Genomic DNA, 25376 nt, shown 5'->3' with positions numbered 1-25376 from the left:
CCATGATCCATCGCTACGCTTCTACCTCGCGCTTGGCACTGGCCGCTGCGCCGGTCCTTCTGCTCATCGCCGGCCTGGCCTTCGCCCACCCTGGGCATGAACACGCCCACGACAGCGGCTTCGCTGCCGGCCTGGCTCATCCGCTGCTGGGTGTCGACCACCTGCTGGCCATGCTGGCGGTGGGGCTGTGGAGCCTGCGCCAGAGTCGCGCCTTCAGCCTTGCCGCACCGCTGCTTGCCGCAGGCGGCATGCTGCTGGGGGCGGGGCTGGCTTGGGCCGGTTTTGCGCTTCCAGGGGTGGAGTTCGGTATCGCCATGTCGGTGCTGCTGGCCGGTGTGCTGATTGCCGCCTTGGCCAAGGTACCCGCCGCCATCGGTGCCGGCGTGGTGGTGCTGTTCATGCTCTTCCACGGCCATGCCCACGGCAGCGAGATGCCGCGTGGCGCCTCCATGCTGGCCTACCTGGCAGGCTTCACCCTGGCGACGCTTGCCATCACCTACGCAGGCCGTGCGGTGGGTGCATTCCTCATGGCGCGTGAGAACCGCATCCTGCGGGCTCTGGGCGTGGCGATCGCCGCTGCCGGTGCGCTGTTCGCTTTTGGTTGAGTCGGGCCAGTGGCCTGGAGACACGCCCGGCTCCGGCCGGGTGTGTCGTATGAGCAATAATTGACAGGAAACGCGCCGCCGCCCAGCTTGAAGGGAGCCGATTCGGGAAAGGAGGGCTCATGGATACGCTGCTGCTGGCAATAAAGATCCTCATCACGCTGCTGGTCGCGATTCTTTTCGTGCAGAACATCGTTCTGGTCGAGGTACGCTTCCTGGCTTGGGGCGCGCGGGTGCCGTTGGCCCTGCTGCTGCTGGTGATCTACGTACTGGGCATGGTCAGTGGCAAGGCTCTATTCCACTTGCTGGCTCGCCTGCGCACTCGTCGTTCGCGCTCTTGAGGTCAATCTACATGGGTCACCGCTGTGCGCCGTGGATCGACGTACCATGGCAGGCCGCGACGGGCATTGTGCTCGAGTTCGGCGATCACCTGGGCGCCTAGCAACACGATCATGGCCCCCACTTCGAGCGTGAGCAGTACCACGATCAGGGTGGCGAGCGAACCGTAGACCACGTTGACCAGCGAGACGTTGAGGAAATAGAACATTAGCAGGAAGCGCACGCCCTCCCACAGCAATGCCGCGACGAAGCCACCTATCAAGGCTCTCTTCAGTGCGATCCTGACGACCGGCAGCACTTTGTAGATGGCGCTGAAGAGCAGGAAGACGCCAATGAAGCTGAACAGGTTCATCAGCGGGCCGGAGAGGCCTGCGAGGGGCATGTCGCGCCCAAGCGCCACTTGCCACAGGGTGCCGATGGCTTCGGCCAGGGTCACCATCAGGGTGAGAGCAGCCAGGCCGGCACCCAGCACCAGCATGAATAGATAGGGAAGCAGCACCGAGACCCAGATCCTGCGCTTGGGATGGGCTTCCGGAGTATGAAAGATGATCGCCAAGGCATCTTCCAGCATGCGAAAAACGAAGGAGCTGAAGATCAGCAGCATCAGAATGCCGAACAATCCGATCACGTCGCGCGATTCCAGCAGGGCGCGTACTGCCTCCATCAGGCCATCGGCATGGGCGGGAGCCAGGTGAATCAGCTGTACGCTGAGCACGTCGAGCAGCACGTTCTCATCCACGATTCGCGTCAGCAGTACGGCAAGCAAGGCAAAAAGCGGAACGATGGAGAGCAGGATGTTGTAGCCGACCCCACCGGCCAGCAGGATGCCGCGATTGCGCAGGAAGGCAGCCAGAACTCGCCACAGGAAGGCGCCAGTCCGTGGAATCAGGACGAACATGACGCGCTGCGACCTGCGGTCTCGAGGCATGGTGAGCATCGCTCCTTGTGCCGAATTTGGGGATCCTGCTGATCAAGGTATTCGTGCTGGCCGGCGGCTACAAGCCTGTCGCTTCGCTGGATGCTTCGCGCAGGTCCGCTACACTGGGGCTGACGGAGGCGTGGTAGCCGCCGTGCCGACCATCCTGAACCGGGCAGCAAGGAGAGCTGTATGCGCAATATCATCTATATCATCGGCTTGATCGTGGTGGTGCTGTTTATCCTGTCCATGCTGGGGCTGCGCTAGGACCGGGTGAACGATCCCGAGGTCATGGCCGGCATCATCTCGCCGGTCGTGATCCATCGACAGGCCGTCATGCTCCTGCGAGTAACCCTTCCACCAGGCTGTGCAGCTGCTCCTGATTGAAACGGCTGCCGTCCGAGCTTGGCGTCGGATCGGCCGTGATGGCGATGGTCAGGCTGCGCGATGGGACCACGTATAGCCCCTGTCCGCCGAAACCCCGCCCGTAGTAGACACGCTCGTTCGCCAGCGTGGTGACGAACCAGCCGTAGCCGTAGCCATCGCCCGTCCAGCGCGAGGTTCCGTATGGCTGCCAGGACGCCTCGACCCACCCTTCGGGCAGTACTCGGTCGCCATTGACGACGCCGTCATGGCGATAGAGTTCACCGATCTGTATCAGTGCCCTGGGCGAGAGTGCCATGTCGTTACCACCGAAGTAGATACCCTGCGGGTCCTGTGGCCAGGGCGGGATGACGATATCGAGTGGCTCGCCGAGCAGGCGTCGGGCCAGTGCCAGGGTGCTTTCGCCGCTTGCCTCGGTGAGGGCGGCCGACAGCAGGTGGGAACTGCCGGTGGAATAGAGCATCCCGCCACCAGGGCGGGCAACGAATGGGCGGCTCAGCGCATCGGCCACCCAGTCGTCGCTGGCCACCCAGGCGCCATAGTTGTTGCCGGAGGTGCGTTCGAGCCCCGCCTGCAGCGTCAGCAGATGATCCACCGTGATTTCGTCGATACGCGGATCGGCCTGCTCAGGAACCCGTGGCCCGAGCAGCGCTACGATCGGTTGATCGACGCCTTCGATCAGGTTGGCCTCGATGGCTGCGCCGACCAGGGCTGCCAGCACGGTCTTGGACAGTGACTTGATGTTGACCGGTTGATCGGTGGCGGGTCCACCCCGCCGGTGTTCCAGAACGATTTCGCCCCGTTCGGCAACGACGATGGCATGCAGCCGGGAGATATCTTCCGCCTCGTTGGCCAGTTGTGCCAGAGCCTGCTCGCTTACGCTAGCCGGCGCGCCTTGCTGCGCCAGGGCTCGGTGCGATGGCGAGCCAATCAGGAGCATGCACAGCAGGGCCGGCAGCAGAAGTGGGAGCCAGAGTGAAAGCCAGAGATGGTTAAGGTGGCGTGCAAGGACAGCTAGGATATTCGACATGCCTGTCCTCTCTTGCAATCCCGTTCTCCTATTCGAGAACCGCATGTTGTTGGAGGTTCCGAATGGGGCAGGCTCATCCAAACTCAACGCATCGGGAGGCAGAGCATGGAACACCAACGCTACCTGCTACGCTGGCTGGGGGCGGGATTGTGCGCACTGTTGCTGACCGGTTGCGTTGGCCGTGTCATACCGCCCGAGCCTCATTCGCTCACGGAGCCTGTCGATATCTACCTGCTCGACCATGGCCGCCATGCCAGCCTGGTGCTGCCGCGCGAGGAAGGTGGGGTGGTGCGCTACAGCTATGGCGAGTGGCGCTGGTACGTCGAGGGGCGACGTCATCTACCGGCCGGAGCCGCGGCGATGCTGTGGCCTACCGCTGCCGGGTTGGGGCGAGGCGTGTACCCGGAGATAGATTCGCCCGGCCAGTTCCATCGGCTGGCTCCGGAAGGGTTGACTGATATCTACCCGCTTCAAGCTGAGGCGGTGCGCGTTATCGCGTTGCGGCGACGGCTCGATAGGCATTTCGAGCGTGCCGATGGCGAGCCGGTGCCGAGTGATGAGTTCGGGCTGGAGTTCGTCCCCCATCCACGTGGATATTCCGCCGCCCACCAGTCGAACCTGGTCGTTGCGCGCTGGCTGCGTGCACTGGATGTCGAGGTCGAAGGCTCATCCTGGCTATCCAATTGGCGAGTCACCATGCCTTGAGCCTGGGCGGCTCTGCCTTTCGTCATACTGTGCGGGGCCGAGCACACGGAGGTGCTTCCTTTCACCCGCGGGTATGGCTATGTATGCTGAGGAAGGAGCGGTAAGAGAATACTGAAAAGGACCACCAGGAGGGTCTAGCCCATGTCGGAGATACCCGAGAGTCCCCTATACAAGGATAGGCGCGTCATGGCCCTGGTGGCCGTTGCCGTGCTCGCCATCATCTGGGCGATCTTTGCGCATAACAGTGCCAGCGATCACCGTGAACGCAGTGAAGCCCTCGAAGAGCAACTGACGGCACTCGAGGGCGAGCATCAGGACCTGGTCGCGGAACTCAATGAGCGCAGTCAGGCCGGAGAGAATATCGAGGCGCAGCAAGCACGTCTGGCCGAACTCGAGGAAGAGCGTCAGTCGGTAGAGGCTGCCATGGCCGAGGAGCAGCAGGCCGTTCGCGGCGAAATCGAGCGGCTCGAGGCCGAAGCAGCTGAGAGGGAGTCTCGTCTTGCAGAGCTGCAGGAAGAGCAGGCGACTCTGGAGAGCGAGCTGGAGGCCCGCCGCGGCGAGCAGGCCGAGATGGAAGAGGCCGTCACGTCGCTGCGCGACGATTACCAGGCCGTGGATCAGGCCCGTGACGACGCTGCAGCGGCACGCCAAGATGCGGAGAACGCGCGCCAGGAGGCGGAAGCTGCTCGTCAGGCGGCCGAAGATGAGCGCCAGCAGGCGGAAGAGGCACGTCAGCAGGCCGAAACCGAGCTCGAACAGATTGCCAATGAACTAAGCCAGAGGCGCGAAGAGGCCGCGAGTGCCGAACAACGACTTGCGACTCTCAACGAGGCGATAGAGGAGCGCCAGCAGAGTCTCGAAGCGCTGGAAAATGACATAGAAGCGCTGGAAGGCTGGCGTAGCGAGGTCGAAGACGAGGTCGGCGAGATCCGCGACGAACGTGATGCTGCCACGGCCGAAATCGAGTCGACTCGCCAGGAGCGCGACGAGCTGACCCAGGAGATCGAGTCGGGCCGCAGCGAACTCGAGGAAGTCGAAGCCCAGGTAGAGCGTCGGCAGCAGCAACTCCAGCAGATCGAGGCACAGCTGGCACAGTGGCGCGATGCACTGGCCGAACTCGAACTGCGCTCCGAATCAGCCGATCAGGGGCAGCAACGGCAAGATCAGCAACAGCAGGACCGGCAGCAAAACCGGCAGCAGCAAGGCCAGCAGGAGGAGGAAGCTGCCGATGCCGAACGTAACTGATGGGGCAACGTAAAAGGCGATGCGGCGGGCCACGGCTCGCCGCAGGCCGTTTCAGATACCTGTTCGTGTCGTGAGAGTCATGCCGGACGCCTGCATCGGCGCGTTATACTGTCGAGACAGACGATAGACACTCGCTGCATACGTCATCATATAAGGAGTCAGTCGTGATCGAAGGGGTCAAGCATATCGTGGCCGTGGCATCCGGCAAGGGTGGGGTGGGCAAGTCCACCGTCACCGTCAACCTGGCGTTGGCCATGGTGGCCGAAGGCTATCGGGTAGGCATTCTCGACGCCGACATACATGGCCCCAGCCAGGCCCAGATGCTTGGCGTGCCCGAAGGCGTGCGGCCCCAGCAGGCTGGTGAGAACAAGTTCAGGCCGCTGGAAATGCATGGCCTGCAGGCCATGTCCATGGCTTTCATGGTCGACACCCGGGAGCCCATGGTGTGGCGCGGGCCGATGGTGGCGGGTGCCTTCCAGCAACTGTTGACCCAGACGGCCTGGAAGGATCTCGACGTGCTGTTCATCGACATGCCCCCTGGTACCGGAGACATTCAACTGACCCTGGCGCAGAAGGTGCCGGTGGACGGGGCGGTGATCGTCACCACGCCGCAGGACATTGCGCTATTGGACGCCCGCAAGGGAATCGAGATGTTCCGCAAGGTCAACGTACCGGTGCTGGGCGTGGTGGAGAACATGAGCCTGCACGTGTGCTCCAACTGCGGCCATGCCGAGCCGATCTTCGGTGAGGGCGGCGGCGAGCGCATTGCCGGCGAGTACGATACGCGCGTGCTGGGCCGGCTGCCGTTGGCACTGTCGATCCGCGAGCAGGTGGACGGGGGGCGGCCGACGGTGGTCGCCGAACCGGAGGGCGAGGTGACCGGAATCTTCCGCGACATGGCGCGACAGGTCGCCGAGGCACTTAAGGGCAAGTCGGCGGACGAAGGGCCCAGCATCTCGTTCAGCGACTGAATCGGTTGGACCTGGCCCGTTTGCGACAGGGCCGTGACGAGTGCACCTAGGGCCGCTATGATAGCGGCCCTAGGCTATATCCGAAAACTGGCTGCGCTCGGTCATACGGCGTTAAAAATCGGCTTAAAATGCTCATTTACTAAAGTAAACTCCGCTCTTGCGCCGATTTTTGCCTGGTCTGACCTTCGCTCGCCGACTTTTCGGCCATAGCCTCCTTCTTCTTTCTTCGGCACAACTCTTTCAGGACGTCCCATGAGCATCAAGCCCGACAGTTGGATCCGCCGCATGGCCGAGCGGGAAGGCATGATCGAACCCTTCGAAGCCGACCAGGTGCGTTACGTGAACGATCAGCGGGTGATCTCCTTCGGTACGTCCAGCTACGGCTACGACGTACGCTGTGCCGACGAGTTCAAGGTGTTCACCAACATTCACTCCGCCGTGGTCGACCCCAAGGCCTTCGACGAGAAGAGCTTCGTCGACATCAAGGGTGACGTCTGCGTCATTCCACCCAACTCCTTCGCCCTGGCGCGCACGGTGGAATACTTCCGCATTCCGCGCAGCGTGCTGACCATCTGTCTGGGCAAGTCGACCTACGCTCGCTGCGGCATCATCGTCAACGTGACGCCGCTGGAGCCCGAATGGGAAGGGCACGTGACCCTGGAGTTCTCCAACACCACCAACCTGCCGGCCAAGATCTACGCCAACGAGGGTGTGGCGCAGATGTTGTTCCTGGAGTCGGACGAAGTGTGTGAGATTTCCTACAAGGATCGCGGTGGCAAGTATATGGGGCAGAGAGGGGTCACCTTGCCCCGCACCTGAGAGAAAGCGCCGATTTATTGCTGCGCTCGACGACCCACATGGATGTGGGAAGTGCGTTGGTTCGTCGGGAACGAACCTAGCCATCCTGACCGCCGGCGGAGCCGAGGCGTCAGACCGTCAAAATCCTCATGTAGCAGGCTACACTCCGGTTGACTCGCAGCCTTCGGCTTCTCGCCCCTTCGGGGCCAGCCTACGGCTGTTTGTCGCTTCGCTCGGTATTGCGCTCCGGCGGCGATCAGCCTGTCATCGCTCGCGACATAAATCGCCAGCTTTCTACTATTCCTCGTCGAGTTCTTCGGCGGCATCGGCGTGGGAGAGGCGTAGGCCCTGGGGCGGCAGCGTCGTGCCGTCGAGAATGGCGGCGTCGCCTTCGAGACGCAGACGCCCTTCCAGGAACCACTTCACGGCGATGGGGTAGATCAGGTGCTCGCGGGCGTGCACCTTCTCCTTGAGGCTGGCCTCGGTCTCGCCCTCGCTCACTTCTACCACGGCCTGGATCGCCACCGGGCCACCGTCGAGCTCCTCGGTGACGAAGTGCACGCTGCAGCCGTGCTCGGCCACGCCGTCCGCCAGCGCCTTGGCGTGGGTATTCAGGCCGCGATAGGCGGGCAGTAGGGAGGGGTGGATGTTGAGCATGCGACCGTGAAAGCGCTGCACGAATCGCGTGGTCAAGATACGCATGAACCCCGCCAGCACCACCAGGTCGGGCTCGTGGCGCTCGATCACCTTGATCAGGGCGCCGTCGTAGGCGTCGCGGCTGTCATACTCTCCATGGGGCAACACCACTGCGTCGATGCCGGCGTCGCGGGCGCGCTGCAGGCCGTAGGCATCCGCCACGTTTGAGATTACCGCGACGATCTCGCCACCCAGCCGGTCGTGGGTCTGCTCGTCGATCAGCGCCTGCAGATTGCTGCCGTTGCCGGAGATCAGCACCACCACCCGACGCGCGCCGGTGGGCTCGGGCGTCAGGTCGTTGAGAGTGTCGCTGGGATAGCTCTCGCTCATGCCTCGAGGTTCTCCAGTTGAACCGCTTCCTCGCCCTCGCCACGAGCGACGATCTCGCCGATGCGATAAACCGTCTCGCCCTGGGCTTGCAGATGCGCACGGGCCTGGTCGGCCTGGGCGGTGGGGACGACGATGACCATGCCGATGCCGCAGTTGAGCACCCGGTACATCTCCTGTTCCGCCACATTACCCTGCTTCTGGAGCCAGTCGAACAGTGCGGGGCGCGTCCAGCTCTTGACGTCGATACGCGCGGCGAGCGTTTCCGGCAGCACTCGCGGCACGTTCTCCAGCAGTCCGCCTCCGGTGATGTGCGAGAGGGCATGGACGGCCACCCCGCTCTCCTTGATCAGCGAGAGCAGCGGCTTGACGTAGATGCGCGTGGGGGCGAGCAGGGCGTCGCCAAGCGGCTGGCCGTCGATCGCGGTGTCCAGCGATGCACCGCTGACCTCGAGAATCTTGCGGATCAGCGAGTACCCGTTGGAGTGAGCACCCGTGGAAGCGATACCCAGCAGAACGTCGCCTTCGCCGACCTTGCTACCGTCGAGAATCTCGGATTTCTCCACCACACCGACGCAGAAGCCCGCCAGGTCGTAGTCGCTGCCCTCATACATGCCGGGCATCTCGGCGGTCTCGCCGCCAACCAGCGCGCAGCCGGCCCGCTCGCAGCCTTCGCCAATACCGGCCACCACGTCGGCGGCGATGTCCACATCCAGCTTGCCCGTGGCATAGTAGTCGAGGAAGAACAGCGGTTCGGCGCCGGCTACCACCAGGTCGTTGACGCACATGGCGACCAAGTCGATACCGATGGTGTCATGACGGCCCAGGTCCATGGCCAGGCGCAGCTTGGTGCCCACACCGTCGGTGCCCGAAACCAGGACCGGTTCGCGATAGCCGGTGGGCAGTTGGCACAGGGCGCCGAAGCCGCCCAGCCCGCCCATCACCTCGGGGCGCATGGTGCGCTTCGCGACGCCCTTGATGCGGTCGACCAGGGCATTGCCGGCATCGATGTCGACACCGGCATCCTTGTAGCTCAGCGATGCCTTGGCGTTGTCGGGAGAGGTGGAATCGGTCATGGCCTGTCCTGTACAGAAGAAACGCGGTTAGTGGTCCGTTGGCTGGCGCCAGGCGGGTATGACGCCTGATAGCCGAAGCAGTGGGCAAGATCGGGCCGGAATTGTAGCATCACGACGCACGGCTCGCATCGCCGTGAACGTCTAACGCAGGGAGGTGTGATGCGCAGAGAGTGGTGGGTACTTGTTGCTGCGGTGGCCGTGGTATGGCTGCTGTTCCAGTTGGAAACGATGTTGATGCCGTTCATCGCCGGCATGATCCTGGCGTACCTGAGCGATCCCTTGGCCAACCGGCTCCAGCGCCTGGGGCTCTCGCGTACGCTGGCGGTATGCGGGGTCTTCCTCATACTCCTGCTCGTTCTGGTAGTGGCGCTACTCGTGCTGATCCCGCTGGCAGTGCAGCAGGTGCGCCAGTTCGGCCAGATGATCCCGGGCATCTTCGAATGGGTCGAGACGGCACTGGCGCCACAGATTCACAGCTGGACGGGCCTGGACGTGGCGGCAGAACTGGATGACGTGCAGCAGACGCTGGCCCAGCATTGGCAGGATGCCGGTGGCTATCTGGCCCCGTTCCTGGGACAGATCGGGCGCTCCGGCGCGGCGTTCCTGGCCTGGGTGACCTATTTCGCACTGATCCCGGTGGTCACCTTTTACCTGCTGCTCGATTGGAATCGGCTGCTGGACAATCTGCGTAGCATGCTGCCGCGCCACTGGGAGCCCGATGCGGTGCGGCTGAGTGAGCGCTGCGACGAGGTCCTCTCCGCCTTCCTGCGCGGCCAACTGCTGGTCATGCTGACGCTGGGGGCCATCTATGCCACCGGCCTGACCGTCATGGGGGTGCGCTTCGGCCTGCTGATCGGCATGCTGGCGGGGCTTGCCAGCATCGTGCCGTTCCTGGGGTTCATCGTCGGCATCAGCGTGGCGCTGGTCGTGGCCTTCTTCCAGTTCGGTAGCTGGCTGGCGTTGCTGGGCGTGGTGATCGTATTCGTCATTGGCCAGATCATCGAAAGCGTGCTGCTGCAGCCCAAGTTGCTGGGGGATCGCATCGGCCTGCATCCGGTAGCGGTCATCTTCGCCGTGCTGGCCGGGGGCAACCTGTTCGGCTTCACCGGTGTGCTGCTGGCGCTGCCGGCCGCTGCGGTGATCATGGTACTCTTGCGTGAGCTCAACGAACGTTACAAGCGAAGCAGTCTTTACGACGCCGACCAGCGCGAACGTCGCGACGAGGATGCACCATGAGCCGAGCGCCTGCGCAGCTGCCATTGGGAGTGGGGCTGCGTGACGATGCCACCTTCGACAGTTTCCTGCCGGCGGCCAATGCCAGCCTGGTGGATCGCCTCTCGCGTCAGCTCGATGCCGAGGGTGAGCCGTTCCTCTATGTGTGGGGAGCTCCCGGCAGTGGCCGTAGCCACTTGTTACAGGCAGCCTGTCACGCGGCCTCGGATCGTGACCTACGTGCACTTTACTTGCCCCTGCAGGACTTGGGCCACTTTCCCCCGCTGATGCTGGAGGAGGCCGAGCGCCTCGACCTGGTGGCCATAGACGATGTGGACAGCGTCATCGGTCGGCGGCGCTGGGAGGAGGGGCTCTTCCATGCCTTCAATCGCCTGCGCGATGCTGGCAAGCGGTTGGTCGTCTCTGCCGCCGTGGCGCCGCGGCAGTTGCCGGTAAAGCTGCCGGACCTGGCGTCACGCTTGAGCTGGGGCGTGACCTTTCATCTGCAACGACTCGACGATGGCGAGCGGCTGCAGGCCTTGCAGCTTCGTGCTCGGGTGCGTGGGATGCAGCTTCCCGACGAAGTGGCGCGTTATATCCTGCATCGTGGCCCGCGGCGCCTCGACGAGTTGTTCGAGGAACTCGCCGTGCTCGACCGCGCTTCGTTATCCGCCCAGCGCAAGCTGACCATTCCCTTCGTCAAGCAGGCGCTAGGCTGGTAGCGGCGGTTCAGCGGCTCAGGTTGACCTCAAGGCGCTGGCCGTTGCGCAGTGAAACCTGACGCAGGATCACTTGACGCTGTCCACGCGAATTGACCACGCTGCCCGAGACGTAGAATTCCCCGGCCGGAAGACCTTGCAGGGTAAAGTTGCCATTGCCGTCGGTGCGTGTCGTATGGGTGTACTCGCGTGCACGTGGGTCGGCAGGCTCGACGGCCTGGCCGGCCAGGGCGTGCTCCGCGGCCTCGGCCGAGTAGGTCGTGACCGGGGCTACGGAGATCGTCTCACCGGTGCCGGGAGTGCCATTGAGACTGAGCCTGCCGGAAATGGCCGCCGTGCCACTCTTCTGCAGTGAGGCATACTCGGCGGCTGGAAAGGCGACCTGTCGGACGATTCGCCCCGGCGTGGGGGCAGGGCGCTGCGAATCGGGATCCTCGACTTCAGGGCGCTCCGGGTCGCCGATGTCGATGACTTCGATGCGCTCAGGCGGAGGGCCCGGCTCCATCATCTGGCAGCCGGCGAGAAACAGGCCCAGCAGGGCCAGGGGAATCCAGGCTTTCATTCAGTTGTATCCTCAATGCCATGCCCATGCGTGAGCATAAACGATGGGGATGGCAGACGACAGGTCCAAAACCCAAGCGAAAGGCCCGCCGAACCGGGTTCGACGGGCCTCTGGGAGCCATGGGCCTTGCAGCAGCGTTACGACTTGGTGGAAGTGGTCTGCTGCGCCTGCTTCAGGCTGCTCTCTGCGAGCTTCTGGCTTTGCTGCATGAAGTCCTGGTTCAGGGAGACGACCTTCTCGGCATCGCCCTTGAGCCGCTCGGTCATGTCCTTGGCAAATTGCTGCTGACCTTCGATATAGCTGCGCAGGCCATCGGCATCGCGCACGTCGAGCAGTTCGCGGGCCTGGGCCAGGCCGGTGTCAGCGTACGCCTTGGCGGTATCCAACTGGGCGGTGAGGAGCTTTTCGGTGTAATCGATGCTCAGGGCGGCATAGGCACGGGCCGGGCCGAGAAGCATGGCTTCGAACGGCTTGGTGTCGAAGCTGAATGTCTTCATCATTTCCTGTGAACCTCCGGGTCGCGATAGATAACGAACGGGAAACCCGTCCTGCTGCATCGCAACATAGCAAAGATGTTTTTGCACTGCAATATGCGTTTCGGTAAGTCCCTGTTGCTTTCTGTCAGACGGCGTATTCGATGCGATTGCGTCCATTGCGCTTGGCTTGCAGCAATAGGTCATCGGCCCGATGGATCAGATCGACGACAAAGTGGTCGGTGGGTTCCAGGCCGGCGATTCCAATGCTTATCGTGAAGGGCGATGTCTGCGTCAGGGTTCGTCGTAGACGCTCGGCGATCTCTCTTGCCCCGTCGGTCGTGGTTTCCGGCATCAGTATGAGGAACTCGTCGCCGCCATAGCGACCGACCAGATCGCACTCCCTCACCGTGGCCAGTATCGTACGGGAGACGCGACGTAGGGCTTCGTCGCCCGCAAGGTGGCCCTCGGTGTCGTTGATCTCCTTGAAATGATCGATATCGAGCATCATCAGGCAAAGCGGCTGCTGGTAGCGTGCGGCGCGGCGAAGTTCCAGTTCGGCCAATTCCAACATGTAACGACGGTTGTAGATATCGGTCAGGTGGTCATGGGTCGCCAGGTGGGTCAGGTACTCGTTGGTGGCGACGAGCTCAGCCGTGCGCTCATGTACCCGCCGTTCGAGCTCCTTGCTGTCGCGGTAAGCCCCGGCCGGCTCCCCGGGCAGCACTGACACGTCGCGGGAGACACCGAACAGGTGGGTGACGAAACCTTCCTGATTGGTGATGGGAACCAGCAGTGTTTGCCAGTGGCCTTGCTGATAGATCCCGTTACGGTCGATGTATCCGCCTTTCTCTTCATAACGAATGGGACTGGCGCACTCGACGCAACGGCTGAGGTTGGCGATCACCCCATGGCACATGGGGGGCGGGAGCAATTGCTCGATGCGTTTGCCAATGAAGGCGGTTTCATCGCCGAGCATGGCTCGGCGCGTCGGATTCATGGCTTCGATCACGAACTCGGCGGGGCCTTCGACGCGGACGATGAACATGTGCTCGGGACAATATTCCCAGAGGCTGCGTACCAGCAGCATGCCAGCATTGGCATTGAGCCGGTTGAGAATGTCAGACGTCATCCAGGATGTCTTATGCATGGCTAGGTTCCCTTGAGTGGCGCTCCTCTTGTTTCCAGAGGTAACGCTCTGCCTGCGGCACTGCAGCATTAACACTAGGTGGCGGTAATTTTTCGTGCAGCATGATTTTCGTCATTACATAGATGGGTGGGGGGTCACATTGGGCTAATCGGAGCATGAGGCAACTCAAACTACAGCGCTGTGCAGCGCTCCTATACTGACTGGTGTGTCTCATGGAGAGGAGAGCCGCACTATGCCGAGCCAGGGCAGGAACGGACATGGTGCAACGGAGGCCACCGGCTGCCTTTCGTGCTATCTGAATGCGCTGTGCGTACCACAAGGCCTGTCGCGTGATGAGACAGCGCTGCTCGATGAAATCGTTTTCTCCCCCATCCGGCTGGAGAAGCGGGAAGTGCTCTGTTTCCAGGAGGCGCCGTTCGATAGTGTCTATGCCGTGCGCACCGGCTGTTTGAAACAGGAGACGGCTCTCGAAGAAGCCGAGAGTCTCCTGACCGCTCTGTGGCTTCCTGGGGACATCATTGGCTGCGATGCCATCGGCTTGGGGCGTTACCCTGGCACCGTCAGCGCGCTCGAGACCGCAACGCTGTGCAAGCTTCCTTTCGACCGGTTCGAGGCACTGGCGCAGAAGATGCCAAGGCTGCGCCAGCACCTTCAGCGCAACATCAGCCGCACCATGCACGAAGAACGGCTGAGCTTGCATCAACTGCTGGCTCGCACGGCCGAGGCTCGCCTGGCGTACTTCCTGCTGTCCGTATCGTCTTGCTTTCAACGCCGTGGGTATTCGCCAAGGCACTTTCGCTTACCCTTGTCGCGCAACGACATTGGCAGTTACCTGGGGCTCGCCCAGGAAACCGTCGGCAGGACCCTTGCGTCCTACCAGACCCAGCGTCTGCTTCGCGTGCATGGACGTGAGTACTATCTTCTCGACTTCGCCCGACTCGAGCGGTTGGCCTCTTCTACCGGCAGGCGGCAGAAGAGGCCTCGAGGCAGGTCGGTCGATCAGGTTCGCTGAATCATCACGGACGCTCGATTCTGTTCCCAGTGCTCGAGCAGGACTTGGCACTCGCCTTCCTTCTCCCTGACGAAGTTCAATAATGGCTGATGCAGTTCCGGGGTGGCATTGGTATTCAACAGCCATTCAAAGAAGTTCTTCGATTCCACCGCCGCGCGCACGGCCTGTTCGATGACCTGATCTCCCATGATGTCGTCGATGACGAAGAAATGCCGCTGGTCCAGAGTAAAGGTCGGTTTATACATCGGCATTTCACTGACGCAGGCTTCGAGTTCCAGCCACCTGGCCGCCTGGCGAAGCATGTCGAGGCGCTTCTCGCTCTGCAGGCCCAGGGTGGCCATCAAGCGGCTCGTCTGGAGGGCTTGCGGCAGAAAGCTGAGCGTGAGCCGGCGGTAGCGCTGGAGTTCGCTGGCTTCATGCGCACTGGCGAGGGTGAGTTGCTCGTGTGGCAGAAGCAGCAGGGTAGTGGTCATGTCCATGAGGTGTTTCGTCCGCTTTGTTCTACTTGGATGGGGCCGTTATCGGTATTGCCTGGAGTGGGTAGGCAAAGTGATCTTAGGAAAGGGGGCTTTTGCGCTGCAACGACAGTTATCATGTTCCGCTTCGATAATGCCGACATGAGTAGGAAGGTTGAGAACTGTCCAAAATTGCTTCAGGTGCATGTTGGGGCAGTGCGGCATACACATGCCTTGCATGCAGCAAGGCTTGGCACCATGGTGAAGGAAGGATCGAGGATCGAGGATCGAGGATCGAGGAGCGAGGGAGTGACATGAGCGAACATCGTATCGAACGCGACAGCATGGGCGAGCTCAAGGTGCCGAGTTCGGCGCTCTATGGCGCTCAGACCCAGCGGGCGGTGGAGAACTTCCCGGTCTCGGGCCAGCCAATGCCGGTAGCGTTCATCCACGCCATTGCCCGCATCAAGCTGGCTGCGGCGAGGGTGAATCGGGAGCTGGGGCTGCTCGACGACGAACGGGCCGAAGCCATCATCACGGCGGCGCAGGCGATCGTCGATGGTCAGCATGACGAACAGTTTCCCGTGGATGTGTTCCAGACCGGCTCGGGTACCTCTAGCAACATGAACGTCAACGAGGTCATCGCGCATCTCGCCAGCCGCGATGGGCTGAAGGTCGGACCCAATGACCACGTCAACATGGGGCAGTCGAGCAACGACGTGATCCCCACCGCCATTCATCTCTCGGCGGCACTGGAAGTGACCGCACGACTGCGCCCCGCGCTGGTGCAACTACGCGCTACCATCGACGAGCGTGCTCTCGAGCTGGACAGGGTGGTGAAGACAGGGCGTACCCACCTGATGGATGCCATGCCGCTGCGTCTGGGCCAGGAGCTGGGCGCCTGGTCGAGCCAGGTGGGCCAGGCGATCGAGCGCATCGACAGCGCCATGCTGCGCATCACACGGCTGGCACAGGGCGGTACGGCCGTAGGGACGGGAATCAATGCACACCCGGAGTTCGCCGAGCGCATGGCGCGTGAGCTGAGTGAGCAGACGGGCCTCTCCCTGAGCCCCAACGACAGCTTCTTTGCCAGCCTGGGTTCCCAGGATGCCGCGGTGGAACTCTCGGGGCAGCTCAAGGGGCTGGCCTGCGTGATCATGAAGATTGCCAATGACCTGCGCTGGATGAATTCCGGCCCCTTGGCCGGCCTGGGCGAGATCGAGCTGGAGGCGCTGCAGCCCGGCAGCTCGATCATGCCGGGCAAGGTCAACCCAGTGATCCCGGAGTCGGCGGCCCAGGCTGCCGCACAGGTGATCGGTCTGGATGCGGCGGTAACGGTGGCGGGGCAGAGCGGTAACTTCCAGCTCAATGTGATGCTGCCCTTGATCGCCAATAACCTGCTGATCTCGATCGGGTTGATGACCAATACGGCGCGGCTGCTCGGCGAGCGCGCCATCGCGACCTTCCGCGTACGGGAGGAGAACCTTGCCGAGCCGCTGGCGCGCAACCCCATCCTGGTCACGGCATTGAACGGTGTGATCGGCTACGACGCTGCTGCGGCCATTGCCAAGCAGGCCTACCAGGCAGGGCGGCCGATCATCGAGGTGGCCGAGGAGCAGACCGACCTGGGGCGGGATGAGCTCGAGCGCCTGCTCGATCCAGCCAAGCTGACCTATGGTGGCATACCTGAATGAGGGGCGTGCTCACGTTTTCTGCTCGCGAGCGCGGGCTTCGCTGATGGTCCGGCTCGCCCAGGCGCGTTCGGCACCGTCGGCCTCGGGTGTGTCGTGTTCGGTGCTTCGGGACGGGCGAAAACAGAGCGAGGCCAGGATCGGGAAGTGATCCGAACCGAAGCCCGGCAGTACCCTCAATGCCTTCAGGGTGAAGTGCTCACTTGTGAATACGTGGTCGAGGGGCCAGCGCAGAAGAGGGTAGCGTGCATGGAAGGTACTGTACCTCCCGCGTCCCTGGCGGGGATCGAGCATGCCGCTGATGCGGCAGAACAGGCGAGTGGTGCGCGACCAGGCTACATCATTCAAGTCGCCGGCAACGATGGTGGGGCCTGGGTGGCGATGGATCTCACTGCCGACAAGGAGCAGCTCGGCATCGCGCCACAGGGACTCCTCGCTCTCGTTGGGTGCCGGTGGTCGGGGATGCAGGGCGTGCAGTGTCAGCCTTTCGCCGCTGCCGAGTGTCACTTCGGTATGGATCGAGGGAACGTCATCCTGGATCAGCCATTCGACACGGGTGTTATCCAACGGCAGCCGTGAATAGAGATGCATGCCGTAGAGGTTGTCCAGCGGGATCTTGACGGCATGAGGCCACTTCGCAGCGAGCGCTTCGTCGAGCCGATCCTGCCACCAAGCGTCGGATTCGAGGGTAAGGATGAGGTCGGGATCCTGTCGCCGAACGATCTCGATGAGTCGGCTAGCCTGCCGATTGGGAGTCAGCACGTTGGCGATCAACAGCGTGATGCAGCGCTCCGTCTGGCCGGGTTCCGCAGCCTGGACCTGGACCGGCCACAGGCGAGTCCAGGGCAGAATGAAGCGGGCCTGAAGTGCCACTACGCCCAGGCTCGCTCCAAGCAGTACCCATCGCCACGGTGGATCCAGTGGCAGCGAAAGCAGGGCCGTTAGCAGGGCCAGTGAGGCGAGCTGCAGACGTGGGAACTCACAGGCTCGTATCCACCACCAGCGCAACGGCAACTTGGCGATCAGGGTGGCAACGAGCAGCAGCACGACCGCACTGCCCAGCGCGAGTGAGTAGATGGCCATAGCGTCTCCTGAGGGCTCGCCCGGATGCGGACAATTCCTTCCTCAGGAGCCTACGCCATGGCAGCCTCAAGCCGCCAGTGCTTGGCGGTGAGCTTCGACGTGTGCCGTTAAGCGTTCTATCTGGCGCGGTGTCAGGCGCAGGCCAAGCTTGGTTCGCCGCCACAGGATGTCCTCGACGCTGAGCGCCCACTCATGATCGACCAGGTAGTCGGCCTCGGCAGCGGTGAGACCGGCGCCGAACTCTTCGCCCAGGTCGTCCGCGTTCCTTGCGCCCTCGAGGAAGCGCAGGCACAGGCTACCGTAGCTGCGGGCGAAGCGCCGCGCACACGCCTCGTCGAGCCAGGGATACTCGTGAAGCAGGTGCGCCATGAAGTGCTCCTGGCTGTCGATGTCGCCTCCCGGCAGGGCGGCTGCGGCGGTCCAGCTCGGCCCCATGCCGGGCAGACTGGGCGCCAGCAGCTTCAGTGCGGCTTCGGCCAGCTTGCGGTAAGTGGTGATCTTGCCGCCGAACACCGAGAGCAGCGGGGCACCGGTATCGTCCAGGGCCAGGGTGTAATCGCGGGTCATGGCCGAGGGGTCGGCCGACTCGTCGTCGCACAGCGGGCGTACGCCGGAGAAGCTCGTGATGACGTCGTGACGATCGAGCTGGCGGCGGAAGTGCTCATTGACCACGCCGAGCAGGTAATCGGTTTCCTCTTCGCTGATGGTGACTTGGGTTGGATCGCCCTGGTAGCGCCGATCGGTGGTGCCGACCAGGCTGAAGTCGTCCTCATAGGGCAAGACGAAAACGATGCGACGATCGCTGTTCTGCAGGATGTAGGCGCGGCCGTCGGCGTTGAGGCGTGGCACGACGATGTGGCTGCCCTGGATCATGCGGATGGCGTAGCGCGAAGGCCGCGCCGCCTGTTCGCGCACCACTTGCTCGACCCAGGGTCCCGCGGCATTGACCAGGGTGCGCGCATGGCGCTCGAAGCGCTCGCCGCTGCGTACGTCCTCCAGTTCGATACGCCAGGTCCCATTCTCCTCTCGTGCCTTCGTACAGCGCGTGCGCACCAGGATTTCCGCACCGCCTTCACGGGCTTGCAGCGCATTGAGTACCACGAGCCGGGCATCGTCGACCCAGCAATCCGAATATTCGAAACCACGCATGATCGAGGGTTTCAGCGGGGAGTCGCCATCGAAGCGAATGCCGCGTGAGCCGGGCAGCTTCTTGCGCTTGCCCAGGTGGTCGTAGAGGAACAGCCCGGCACGGATCATCCAGGCGGGGCGCAGGTGGGAGCGGTGCGGCAGGATGAAACGCAACGGCCAGATGATGTGCGGCGCCTTGTGCAGCAGGACCTCGCGCTCGCGCAGGGCTTCTCCGACGAGGCGGAACTCACGATGTTCGAGATAGCGCAGACCACCATGGATCAGCTTGCTGCTGGCCGATGATGTGGCGCCGGCCAGGTCGCCCTGTTCGCACAGGCCTACCGCCAAGCCACGGCCGGCGGCATCGTTGGCGATACCGGTACCGTTGATGCCGCCGCCGATGATGAACATGTCGAGTAGCTTGCGAGACGTCTGCGCCATGGGAGAGTGGGCTCCGAGCTTTCGGCCCGCGGGAGCGGAACCGATCAAACCAGTAATGTTTGAAAACGAACATAGAACAATCGAAACCGAACATCAAGAGTCTAAAGACAACAATGCCGACGCCTGGGGCGTCGGCAGTGTGGCCCAGCCTGGTGTAGGCGAGTCAGGCGATATGCAGGGCGACGTCGTTGACCTGCATGAGATGAACGATGCGCTCGGGAGGCTGGCGGTCAGTGAACAGGGCGTCGAGCTGTGCGATGTTGCCCTGGCGTACGACGGGGTTGCGGTGGAACTTCGAGTGGTCGGCGGTCAGGTAGACCTGGCGGGAATTATGGATGATGGCCTGGGCAACGCGTGCTTCCTGGTAGTCGAACTCCAGCAGCGAGCCGTCCTCGTCGATGCCGCTGATGCCGATGATGCCGAAATCGACCTTGAACTGATTGATGAAATCGATCGTCGCCTCGCCGATGATGCCGCCATCCCGTGAGCGAACCTGGCCGCCAGCGATGATGACGTTGAAGTCTTCCTTGTGCTGGAGAATGGCTGCCACATTGAGGTTGTTGGTGATCACCTCCAGTCCCTGATGATCGAGCAGGGCTTCCGCTACCACCTCGTTGCTGGTGCCGATGTTGATGAACAGCGAGGCGTGGTCGGGGATGTGCCTGGCGACCAGGGTGGCGATACGCCGCTTGGCTTCGAGGTTGAGGTTCTTGCGCGTGCTGTAGGCGGTATTGACGGTGCTGGACTCGAGGCCCGCGCCGCCATGCACGCGGCGTATCATGCCTTCTTCCGCCAGAGCGTTGAGGTCGCGACGGATGGTCTGGGGGGTGACGGAGAAGTGCTCGGTCAACTGCTCGATGCTGGCATAGCCCTGGCGGCGTACCAGATCAACGATGGCATCTTGTCGTTGTTGCTGGTTCATGTCGGCTCCCTTTCGATCACGCGAGTGTAAGCGATTCGGCACGCTATCGGCAGGCGATCAGGGTTTTGTGCTACGAAAGTCGTAAAGCATTGCGAACATACTCGCGTACTCTTGGTGATCATAAACGAACATACAACGACGGGACGTAACATGGCCGACTATCTTCTCGCCATCGACCAGGGCACTACCAGCTCACGCGCCATTATCTTCGACCGTGGTGGTCATGTGGTCCGCGTTGCACAGCGGGAATTCCCCCAGCATTTTCCCCGTGATGGCTGGGTCGAACACGATCCGCAGGATATCTGGGATACGGTATTGATGACATGCCGGGAGGCGGTGAAGGAGTCGGGTGTCGCGCTGGACGCCATCGCCGGTATCGGCATTACCAACCAGCGCGAGACCACTCTGCTGTGGGATCGGGCAACGGGCCGTCCGCTCTACAACGCGATCGTCTGGCAGGACCGGCGCACCGCCGATTATTGCCAGCAGCTGCGAGATCAGGACCGTGGCGCCCTCGTCCAGTCGCGTACCGGTCTTCTGATCGACCCCTACTTCTCGGCGACCAAGCTGGCCTGGCTGCTGGACAATGTGGATGGGGCTCGGGAGCGTGCCGAACGTGGCGAGCTCGCCTTCGGTACCGTGGATAGCTACCTGCTGTGGCAACTGACCGGTGGCCGGGTCCATGCCACCGATGCCACCAACGCCTCGCGTACGATGCTGTTCAATATCCATACCCAACAGTGGGACGAGGAGCTGCTGACGCTTTTCGGCATTCCCCATGGCCTGCTGCCGGAGGTGCGCGACAGCAGCGACGATTTCGGCACCGCTGAGTCCCAGTGGCTGGGGGTCGAGCTGCCCATCGGCGGTGTGGTCGGCGACCAGCAGGCTGCGCTGGTGGGGCAGGCCTGCTTCGAGCCGGGCATGGGCAAGAGCACCTACGGCACCGGCTGCTTCATGGTCGTCAATACCGGTGACAGGCCGGCGATGTCGCGTAATCGCCTGCTGACTACCGTGGCCTATCGGCTGGGCGGCAAGACCACCTACGCCTTGGAGGGGAGCATTTTCGTGGCCGGGGCTGCGGTGCAGTGGCTGCGCGATGGTCTCAAGCTCTTCAGAGAGGCGGCCGAGACCGAGGCCCTGGCCCAGCAGACCCGTGATGGCCACAGCGTCTACCTGGTACCTGCCTTCACCGGCTTGGGAGCGCCGCATTGGGACCCCAAGGCAAGGGGGGCGATCTTTGGCCTGACCCGGGATACCGGTATCGCCGAGATCGTTGCCGCCGGGCTGCAGGCGGTCTGCTATCAGACCCGCGACCTGCAGAACTGCATGAGCGACGACATGGGGGTGAGGCCAGGAACGCTGCGTGTCGATGGCGGCATGGCAGCCAACTCGTGGCTGGTGCAGTTCCTGGCCGATATGCTGGGCGTGCAGGTCGATCGGCCCACGGTGCTCGAGACGACGGCGCTGGGGGCTGCCTATCTGGCGGGGCTGCGCTTCGGCTGGTACCGTGATCTGGAGGAGATAGGCGAACTGTGGCGTTGCGAGAAAACCTTCACGCCCAGCATGCCCGAAGCCGAGCGCGAGCGGCTTTACCGGGGCTGGCTCGAAGCCGTGGAGCGTGTAAAAAGCAGCGCTTGAAGCTTGCAAAAGGCAGCGATATCGGTAAGATATGCATCCGTTGCCACAGCGCAAATTGGGCGGCAACAGGCTGTCATTGCACCCGGGTATTCGATACGGGCGTTGCAGGACAGCCGCAAAAGCTGGAAGCAGGACCATAGCTCAGTTGGTTAGAGCGCCACGTTGACATCGTGGAGGTCGGCGGTTCAAATCCGCCTGGTCCTACCAGCTTTCCCTACGATTTTCAGGACCATAGCTCAGTTGGTTAGAGCGCCACGTTGACATCGTGGAGGTCAGCGGTTCAAATCCGCTTGGTCCTACCAGCATCCTGGAACGCCCCGTGGCTCAGTGCCACGGGGCGTTTTGCATTACGGCATTCGTCGGCGCGAGGTCAGGAAGATGGTTTGACAATGTCCGTGGCGCCACTAGCTTTCGGGTAGGGATACCCGTTGGTCGATCAGGAGGATTGAGTATGCGTGTGGTTGCCGATGTCAACGTGACCCCGATCGGGGCCGGAGCCTCGCTGTCGTCCCATATCGCCGCCTGCGAGGAGGTGATCGAGGAGGCCGGGCTCAAGTATCGCCTGCATGCCCATGGTACCAACCTGGAAGGGTCGTGGGAGGACGTGATGCGGGTCGTGCAGCGCTGTCATGATGTGCTGCACGAGCGTGGTGCGCCGCGGGTGGACAGTACGATCCGTATCGCCACCGCCAGCGACAAGGACCAAAGTCTCGAAGGGCGGATCGAAAAGGTCGAACGCAAGCTCGGCTGAACGCTGCCGAATGACCAAGCGAACGGGCCGGCGCCAAGCGCCGGCCCGTTGCCGTCAGGAAGGTCGCGCAGGCGCGATTACTCCCAGCCGGGCACTGCACCGCCGTCGAACAGCTCCAGTGCCTTGGCGGCGACTTCTTCGCTCTGGTAGGCCGAGACCAGCTGCTGGATCTCTTCGCGCTCCTCGTCACCGGCGCGTACGGCGATCAGGTTGACGTAAGGCGACTCTGGGCCTTCCTTGATCAGGGCGTCGTCCAGGCGCAGCCCGGCCGGCTGGGCGAAAGTGTTGTTGATGAAGGCCAGGTCGACGTCCTGCAGGACGCGCGGCAGCTGAGCCGCCTCGATCTCACGGAAGCGGAAGTCGTGCGGGTTCTCGACCACGTTGACCGGCGTGGCCTCGAGGTTTTCATGATCGTCCAGTTCGATCAGGCCGGCGTTGTGCATCAGGATCATCGCGCGGCCGCCGTTGGTGGGGTCGTTGGGCAGGGCGATGATGGCGCGTTCCGGCAACTCCTCGATGCTGTCGTGCTTCTCGGAATAGGCGCCGATGGGATAGACGAAGGTGTGTCCGGCAACCGCGAGATCGTAGCCGCGATCGTCGATCATGCTCTGCAGGTAGGGTTCGTGCTGGAAGGCGTTGGCGTCGAGGCTGCCGTCGGCCAGTGCCGCATTGGGCGAGACGTAGTCGGTGAACTCGATGATCTCGACCTCGAGGTCGTAGCGATCCTTGGCGATCTGTACCGCCACTTCCATGACTTCCGACTCCGGGCCGGACATGGTGCCGACCTTGATCGAGCGGGTCTCGGCGGCACCATCGTCATTGCCGCAACCGGCAATCAGGCTGGCAGTGGTGAGAGTGCCGACCAGGGTGGCGGCGCCGAGCAGGCGGGTCAGGGTTGCTTGCATTGTGTCGTTCTCCTTGGGTGTGGCGTCACTTGCGATCCGATTTGCGTACCAGATAATCCCCGAGGCTCTGGAAGCCCTGCACCATGACCACCAGAATGGCCACGGTGATCAGCATGACGGTGGGGTTGAAGCGGTTGTAACCGTAGCGAATGCCCAGGTCGCCCAGGCCGCCGCCGCCCACGGCGCCGGCCATGGCCGAGTAGCTTACCAGGGTGACCACGGTGATGGTCAGGCCGGTGATGATGCCGCCCCGGGCCTCCGGCAGCAGCACTTTGGTAATGACCTGATGGGGGGTGGCGCCCATGGCTTGGGCGGCTTCCACCAGCCCCGGCGGTATCTCGTTGAGCGCGCCTTCCACCAGTCGTGCGACAAAAGGGATGGCGGCGATGGTCAGCGGCACGATGGCTGCGTTGGTGCCGATGGAGGTGCCGACGACCATGCGCGTGAAGGGGATGATGGCCACCATCAGAATGATGAAGGGAATCGAGCGGCCGACGTTGGTCACCATGCCCAGCATCTGGTTGAGTGCCGGGCGCGCGAGTATCTGGCGCGGGCGCGTGACGTAGAGCATCACGCCCAGCGGTACGCCGAGCAAGGTCGAGATCACGCCCGAGACGGCGACCATGTAGAGCGTGTCCAGGGTCGCCTGGAGTATCAGATCAATCATCGCGCTGGACATGGCCAAGCACCTCCACGTGAAGATCATGGGTTTCGAGGTAGTCGATGGCGCGGCGGGTCTGCTCCGGCGAGCCGAGCAGTTCGGCGATCATCAGTCCTAGGGTGCGCTCCTGGATCGATTCCACCTTGGCCTGCAGGATGCTCACGTCGACGCCGCACTCACGCGCCAGCCGCGAGATCAGCGGGGTCGAGACCGCGTCGCCAGAGAAGGCCAGGCGCACCACCGGGTGGGTATGTTCGCCCGGTTCGCCCTCGAGTCTTTCCACCAAGGCCTTGGGCGGCTCGAGCTGGAGGAAGTCGTTGAGGAACTCGCGGCCGAGACGGGTGCGAGGGGAGGTGAAGAAGTCGCCGACCTCGGCTTCCTCGACCAGTTCGCCATCGGAGATCAGGCTGACCCGGTGGCAGATCGATTTGACCACCTCCATTTCGTGGGTGATCAGCAGGATGGTCAGGCCGAGTTTCTGGTTGATCTCGCGCAGCAGGGTGAGGATCGAGCCGGTGGTCTGCGGGTCGAGTGCCGAGGTCGCCTCGTCGCATAGCAGCACGCGGGGCTCACTGGCCAGCGCCCGGGCAATGGCCACGCGCTGTTTCTGGCCGCCCGAGAGCTGGGCCGGGTACTGGCGCGCCTTGTCGGAAAGCCCGGTCAGGTCGAGCAGCGGCAGCACGCGTTCGCGAATGGCGCTGCGCTTCATGCCCATCAGTTCGAGGGGCAGGGCGATATTGTCGAAGACGTTGCGCGTCGTCAGCAGATTGAAGTGCTGGAAGATCATGCCGATGCGGTGCCGCGCCTGGTTGAGCGCAGTGGCGGAGAGGTCGGTCATTTCCTGGCCATCGACGACGACGCTGCCGCTCGTCGGGCGTTCGAGCAGGTTGACGCAGCGAATCAGGGTCGACTTGCCGGCGCCGGACAGGCCGATGACGCCGTGAATGCTGCCCTGGGGGACATGCAGGTCGACGTTCCTGAGCGCTTCGACCGTCCGGGACGAGGTGTCGCGTTTGCGGGCAGTGAACGGCAGCCGGCTTTTGGGGCCGGTGAGATGATAGGTCTTGGAAACGTTGCGTAGCGTGATCATCTGGCTTCCTGAGAGGCCGTCCCGGTGAAGCGGGCGCAGCGATAGCCAGTGGGTTAGCCGGAACGAAAAAAAGGCCACCCTGACGGGTGGCCATCAACGCTGGACACACCCTTTTAGCTGCACTTCATGTCATTGGGAAATGGAGCGTTCCACCTCCCATCGGCATGGGCGCCCGCAATCCGGGTACAAATCGGCGCCTAAAATGTGAGGGCAAATACTAGGAGCAAAGAAGAATGTTGTCAATACGCTGGTGTATGTTTGTGCTTTAAGTGTCAGGTGATAGCAAAATGCTCTGATGAAGGCTCTTTTGGCATGACTTCGCTCTGCCAGGCCTTCCGTCGCAGGCAACCGTGCCGATGGACGGTGCGTTGCCAAATTCCTTACACTGCGAACC

At 62.8% G+C, this 25376-nt stretch carries 26 protein-coding genes and 2 tRNA genes; 14 read left to right on the top strand and 14 right to left on the bottom strand.

The features are described from left to right. Nucleotides 1–2 precede the first annotated feature (2 nt). Together ACUY1T_RS02415 and ACUY1T_RS02410 are read left to right on the top strand one after the other, a co-directional pair. A complete protein-coding gene (locus ACUY1T_RS02415; protein WP_446020122.1) occupies nucleotides 3–605 on the top strand; it encodes a HupE/UreJ family protein in 603 nt (200 codons plus the stop codon). A gap of 119 nt (nucleotides 606–724) precedes the next feature. Further along, nucleotides 725–943, top strand: coding sequence for a lipopolysaccharide assembly protein LapA domain-containing protein (locus ACUY1T_RS02410; RefSeq protein ID WP_446020121.1), 219 nt, complete (start codon nucleotides 725–727; stop codon nucleotides 941–943). Nucleotides 944–945: 2 nt separating this feature from the next. Here ACUY1T_RS02410 and ACUY1T_RS02405 read toward each other — a convergent pair whose 3' ends face one another. Together ACUY1T_RS02405 and ACUY1T_RS02400 are read right to left on the bottom strand one after the other, a co-directional pair. After that, the gene (locus ACUY1T_RS02405; protein ID WP_446020120.1) at nucleotides 946–1869 is read right to left on the bottom strand and encodes a YihY/virulence factor BrkB family protein; all 924 of its coding nucleotides are present in this window, start codon (nucleotides 1867–1869) and stop codon (nucleotides 946–948) included. A gap of 322 nt (nucleotides 1870–2191) precedes the next feature. After that, nucleotides 2192–3271, bottom strand: coding sequence for a serine hydrolase domain-containing protein (locus ACUY1T_RS02400; RefSeq protein ID WP_446020119.1), 1080 nt, complete (start codon nucleotides 3269–3271; stop codon nucleotides 2192–2194). A gap of 105 nt (nucleotides 3272–3376) precedes the next feature. On the opposite strand from ACUY1T_RS02400, the gene ACUY1T_RS02395 reads away from it, so the two are divergent. The 4 genes from ACUY1T_RS02395 (at nucleotide 3377) to dcd (ending at nucleotide 7011) form a co-directional block, all read left to right on the top strand. Further along, nucleotides 3377–3976: a hypothetical protein gene (locus ACUY1T_RS02395; protein WP_446020118.1), complete on the top strand. Its 600-nt coding sequence runs from the start codon at nucleotides 3377–3379 to the stop codon at nucleotides 3974–3976. A gap of 141 nt (nucleotides 3977–4117) precedes the next feature. Continuing rightward, the gene (locus ACUY1T_RS02390) at nucleotides 4118–5221 is read left to right on the top strand and encodes a hypothetical protein (RefSeq protein WP_446020117.1); all 1104 of its coding nucleotides are present in this window, start codon (nucleotides 4118–4120) and stop codon (nucleotides 5219–5221) included. A gap of 167 nt (nucleotides 5222–5388) precedes the next feature. Further along, nucleotides 5389–6192: an iron-sulfur cluster carrier protein ApbC gene (gene apbC / locus ACUY1T_RS02385; RefSeq protein ID WP_446020224.1), complete on the top strand. Its 804-nt coding sequence runs from the start codon at nucleotides 5389–5391 to the stop codon at nucleotides 6190–6192. A 252-nt stretch (nucleotides 6193–6444) separates the two neighbouring features. Continuing rightward, nucleotides 6445–7011 (top strand): dCTP deaminase, encoded by a 567-nt coding sequence (dcd, locus tag ACUY1T_RS02380; RefSeq protein WP_446020116.1) that lies wholly within the window; start codon nucleotides 6445–6447, stop codon nucleotides 7009–7011. A 276-nt stretch (nucleotides 7012–7287) separates the two neighbouring features. Here dcd and purN read toward each other — a convergent pair whose 3' ends face one another. Together purN and purM are read right to left on the bottom strand one after the other, a co-directional pair. Further along, nucleotides 7288–8016 carry a phosphoribosylglycinamide formyltransferase gene (purN, locus tag ACUY1T_RS02375; RefSeq protein ID WP_446020115.1) on the bottom strand — a complete coding sequence of 243 codons (729 nt, stop codon included), beginning with the start codon at nucleotides 8014–8016 and terminating at the stop codon, nucleotides 7288–7290. After that, entirely contained in the window at nucleotides 8013–9089 is a 1077-nt protein-coding gene (gene purM / locus ACUY1T_RS02370) for a phosphoribosylformylglycinamidine cyclo-ligase (RefSeq protein ID WP_446020114.1), read from the bottom strand. The genes purN and purM overlap by 4 nt, the downstream gene beginning before the upstream one ends. A gap of 159 nt (nucleotides 9090–9248) precedes the next feature. Here purM and ACUY1T_RS02365 point away from each other — a divergent pair, with 159 nt between their 5' ends. After that, nucleotides 9249–10325: an AI-2E family transporter gene (locus ACUY1T_RS02365; RefSeq protein ID WP_446020113.1), complete on the top strand. Its 1077-nt coding sequence runs from the start codon at nucleotides 9249–9251 to the stop codon at nucleotides 10323–10325. Further along, on the top strand, nucleotides 10322–11023 hold the full coding sequence (gene hda, locus ACUY1T_RS02360) for a DnaA regulatory inactivator Hda (protein ID WP_446020112.1): 702 nt from the start codon (nucleotides 10322–10324) through the stop codon (nucleotides 11021–11023). The genes ACUY1T_RS02365 and hda overlap by 4 nt, the downstream gene beginning before the upstream one ends. A gap of 7 nt (nucleotides 11024–11030) precedes the next feature. On the opposite strand, the gene ACUY1T_RS02355 is transcribed toward hda, so the two are convergent. The 3 genes from ACUY1T_RS02355 to ACUY1T_RS02345 form a co-directional block, all read right to left on the bottom strand. Next, nucleotides 11031–11582 carry a hypothetical protein gene (locus ACUY1T_RS02355; protein ID WP_446020111.1) on the bottom strand — a complete coding sequence of 184 codons (552 nt, stop codon included), beginning with the start codon at nucleotides 11580–11582 and terminating at the stop codon, nucleotides 11031–11033. Nucleotides 11583–11719: 137 nt separating this feature from the next. Continuing rightward, nucleotides 11720–12082, bottom strand: a complete 363-nt coding sequence (locus tag ACUY1T_RS02350; RefSeq protein WP_446020110.1) for a phasin family protein — start codon at nucleotides 12080–12082, stop codon at nucleotides 11720–11722. A 121-nt stretch (nucleotides 12083–12203) separates the two neighbouring features. Further along, the gene (locus ACUY1T_RS02345; RefSeq protein WP_446020109.1) at nucleotides 12204–13205 is read right to left on the bottom strand and encodes a diguanylate cyclase; all 1002 of its coding nucleotides are present in this window, start codon (nucleotides 13203–13205) and stop codon (nucleotides 12204–12206) included. Between the two features lie 232 nt (nucleotides 13206–13437). Between ACUY1T_RS02345 and ACUY1T_RS02340 the strand changes: the two genes are divergently transcribed. Next, entirely contained in the window at nucleotides 13438–14217 is a 780-nt protein-coding gene (locus tag ACUY1T_RS02340) for a helix-turn-helix domain-containing protein (protein ID WP_446020108.1), read from the top strand. Here the strand turns inward: ACUY1T_RS02340 and ACUY1T_RS02335 are convergent. Beyond that, nucleotides 14205–14696, bottom strand: a complete 492-nt coding sequence (locus ACUY1T_RS02335) for a hypothetical protein (protein ID WP_446020107.1) — start codon at nucleotides 14694–14696, stop codon at nucleotides 14205–14207. The two genes, ACUY1T_RS02340 and ACUY1T_RS02335, sit on opposite strands and share 13 nt — an antisense overlap. A gap of 290 nt (nucleotides 14697–14986) precedes the next feature. Between ACUY1T_RS02335 and ACUY1T_RS02330 the strand changes: the two genes are divergently transcribed. Further along, nucleotides 14987–16366, top strand: a complete 1380-nt coding sequence (locus ACUY1T_RS02330) for a class II fumarate hydratase (protein WP_446020106.1) — start codon at nucleotides 14987–14989, stop codon at nucleotides 16364–16366. Nucleotides 16367–16375: 9 nt separating this feature from the next. Here the strand turns inward: ACUY1T_RS02330 and ACUY1T_RS02325 are convergent, their stop codons facing one another. The 3 genes from ACUY1T_RS02325 to ACUY1T_RS02315 all read right to left on the bottom strand — a co-directional run bounded on the left by ACUY1T_RS02325 (nucleotide 16376) and on the right by ACUY1T_RS02315 (nucleotide 19937). Continuing rightward, the gene (locus ACUY1T_RS02325) at nucleotides 16376–17440 is read right to left on the bottom strand and encodes an endonuclease/exonuclease/phosphatase family protein (protein ID WP_446020223.1); all 1065 of its coding nucleotides are present in this window, start codon (nucleotides 17438–17440) and stop codon (nucleotides 16376–16378) included. A 72-nt stretch (nucleotides 17441–17512) separates the two neighbouring features. Further along, entirely contained in the window at nucleotides 17513–19015 is a 1503-nt protein-coding gene (gene glpD / locus ACUY1T_RS02320; RefSeq protein WP_446020105.1) for a glycerol-3-phosphate dehydrogenase, read from the bottom strand. A gap of 163 nt (nucleotides 19016–19178) precedes the next feature. Then, nucleotides 19179–19937: a DeoR/GlpR family transcriptional regulator gene (locus tag ACUY1T_RS02315; protein ID WP_446020104.1), complete on the bottom strand. Its 759-nt coding sequence runs from the start codon at nucleotides 19935–19937 to the stop codon at nucleotides 19179–19181. Nucleotides 19938–20087: 150 nt separating this feature from the next. Here ACUY1T_RS02315 and glpK point away from each other — a divergent pair, with 150 nt between their 5' ends. From glpK to ACUY1T_RS02295, 4 genes are all read left to right on the top strand, one after another. Then, the gene (glpK, locus tag ACUY1T_RS02310) at nucleotides 20088–21575 is read left to right on the top strand and encodes a glycerol kinase GlpK (protein WP_446020103.1); all 1488 of its coding nucleotides are present in this window, start codon (nucleotides 20088–20090) and stop codon (nucleotides 21573–21575) included. 130 nt (nucleotides 21576–21705) lie between these two features. Further along, a tRNA-Val gene (locus ACUY1T_RS02305) sits at nucleotides 21706–21782 on the top strand. An 18-nt stretch (nucleotides 21783–21800) separates the two neighbouring features. Beyond that, nucleotides 21801–21877, top strand: a tRNA-Val gene (locus ACUY1T_RS02300). Between the two features lie 149 nt (nucleotides 21878–22026). Beyond that, complete coding sequence (locus ACUY1T_RS02295; RefSeq protein ID WP_446020102.1) at nucleotides 22027–22326, top strand: MTH1187 family thiamine-binding protein; 300 nt, start codon at nucleotides 22027–22029, stop codon at nucleotides 22324–22326. Between the two features lie 77 nt (nucleotides 22327–22403). Here the strand turns inward: ACUY1T_RS02295 and ACUY1T_RS02290 are convergent, their stop codons facing one another. From ACUY1T_RS02290 to ACUY1T_RS02280, 3 genes are read right to left on the bottom strand one after another with little or no spacing between them, the layout of a single operon-like run. Beyond that, nucleotides 22404–23231: a MetQ/NlpA family ABC transporter substrate-binding protein gene (locus tag ACUY1T_RS02290; RefSeq protein WP_446020100.1), complete on the bottom strand. Its 828-nt coding sequence runs from the start codon at nucleotides 23229–23231 to the stop codon at nucleotides 22404–22406. Between the two features lie 25 nt (nucleotides 23232–23256). Beyond that, nucleotides 23257–23910, bottom strand: a complete 654-nt coding sequence (locus ACUY1T_RS02285) for a methionine ABC transporter permease (protein WP_446020098.1) — start codon at nucleotides 23908–23910, stop codon at nucleotides 23257–23259. Beyond that, nucleotides 23891–24982: a methionine ABC transporter ATP-binding protein gene (locus ACUY1T_RS02280; protein WP_446020097.1), complete on the bottom strand. Its 1092-nt coding sequence runs from the start codon at nucleotides 24980–24982 to the stop codon at nucleotides 23891–23893. The genes ACUY1T_RS02285 and ACUY1T_RS02280 overlap by 20 nt, the downstream gene beginning before the upstream one ends. Nucleotides 24983–25376 lie beyond the last annotated feature (394 nt).

The sequence above is a fragment of the Billgrantia sp. Q4P2 genome (assembly GCF_052806135.1).
Note: the sequence above shows the minus strand (reverse complement) of the source record. Positions and strands in the feature narration are given on the sequence as shown.

Excerpts from the sequence above, each read along its gene's own strand:
- ACUY1T_RS02410 (WP_446020121.1), top strand. The coding sequence starts at position 725 with ATGGATACGCTGCTGCTGGCAATAAAGATCCTCATCACGCTGCTGGTC.
- ACUY1T_RS02280 (WP_446020097.1), bottom strand. The coding sequence starts at position 24,982 with ATGATCACGCTACGCAACGTTTCCAAGACCTATCATCTCACCGGCCCC.
- ACUY1T_RS02285 (WP_446020098.1), bottom strand. The coding sequence starts at position 23,910 with ATGTCCAGCGCGATGATTGATCTGATACTCCAGGCGACCCTGGACACG.
- ACUY1T_RS02290 (WP_446020100.1), bottom strand. The coding sequence starts at position 23,231 with ATGCAAGCAACCCTGACCCGCCTGCTCGGCGCCGCCACCCTGGTCGGC.
- ACUY1T_RS02390 (WP_446020117.1), top strand. The coding sequence starts at position 4,118 with ATGTCGGAGATACCCGAGAGTCCCCTATACAAGGATAGGCGCGTCATG.
- ACUY1T_RS02405 (WP_446020120.1), bottom strand. The coding sequence starts at position 1,869 with ATGCCTCGAGACCGCAGGTCGCAGCGCGTCATGTTCGTCCTGATTCCA.
- purM (WP_446020114.1), bottom strand. The coding sequence starts at position 9,089 with ATGACCGATTCCACCTCTCCCGACAACGCCAAGGCATCGCTGAGCTAC.
- ACUY1T_RS02345 (WP_446020109.1), bottom strand. The coding sequence starts at position 13,205 with ATGCATAAGACATCCTGGATGACGTCTGACATTCTCAACCGGCTCAAT.
- ACUY1T_RS02415 (WP_446020122.1), top strand. The coding sequence starts at position 3 with ATGATCCATCGCTACGCTTCTACCTCGCGCTTGGCACTGGCCGCTGCG.
- ACUY1T_RS02330 (WP_446020106.1), top strand. The coding sequence starts at position 14,987 with ATGAGCGAACATCGTATCGAACGCGACAGCATGGGCGAGCTCAAGGTG.
- ACUY1T_RS02295 (WP_446020102.1), top strand. The coding sequence starts at position 22,027 with ATGCGTGTGGTTGCCGATGTCAACGTGACCCCGATCGGGGCCGGAGCC.
- ACUY1T_RS02315 (WP_446020104.1), bottom strand. The coding sequence starts at position 19,937 with ATGAACCAGCAACAACGACAAGATGCCATCGTTGATCTGGTACGCCGC.
- ACUY1T_RS02340 (WP_446020108.1), top strand. The coding sequence starts at position 13,438 with ATGCCGAGCCAGGGCAGGAACGGACATGGTGCAACGGAGGCCACCGGC.
- hda (WP_446020112.1), top strand. The coding sequence starts at position 10,322 with ATGAGCCGAGCGCCTGCGCAGCTGCCATTGGGAGTGGGGCTGCGTGAC.
- glpK (WP_446020103.1), top strand. The coding sequence starts at position 20,088 with ATGGCCGACTATCTTCTCGCCATCGACCAGGGCACTACCAGCTCACGC.
- purN (WP_446020115.1), bottom strand. The coding sequence starts at position 8,016 with ATGAGCGAGAGCTATCCCAGCGACACTCTCAACGACCTGACGCCCGAG.
- ACUY1T_RS02395 (WP_446020118.1), top strand. The coding sequence starts at position 3,377 with ATGGAACACCAACGCTACCTGCTACGCTGGCTGGGGGCGGGATTGTGC.
- ACUY1T_RS02400 (WP_446020119.1), bottom strand. The coding sequence starts at position 3,271 with ATGTCGAATATCCTAGCTGTCCTTGCACGCCACCTTAACCATCTCTGG.
- glpD (WP_446020105.1), bottom strand. The coding sequence starts at position 19,015 with ATGGCGCAGACGTCTCGCAAGCTACTCGACATGTTCATCATCGGCGGC.
- ACUY1T_RS02335 (WP_446020107.1), bottom strand. The coding sequence starts at position 14,696 with ATGGACATGACCACTACCCTGCTGCTTCTGCCACACGAGCAACTCACC.
- ACUY1T_RS02365 (WP_446020113.1), top strand. The coding sequence starts at position 9,249 with ATGCGCAGAGAGTGGTGGGTACTTGTTGCTGCGGTGGCCGTGGTATGG.
- ACUY1T_RS02355 (WP_446020111.1), bottom strand. The coding sequence starts at position 11,582 with ATGAAAGCCTGGATTCCCCTGGCCCTGCTGGGCCTGTTTCTCGCCGGC.
- dcd (WP_446020116.1), top strand. The coding sequence starts at position 6,445 with ATGAGCATCAAGCCCGACAGTTGGATCCGCCGCATGGCCGAGCGGGAA.
- ACUY1T_RS02350 (WP_446020110.1), bottom strand. The coding sequence starts at position 12,082 with ATGATGAAGACATTCAGCTTCGACACCAAGCCGTTCGAAGCCATGCTT.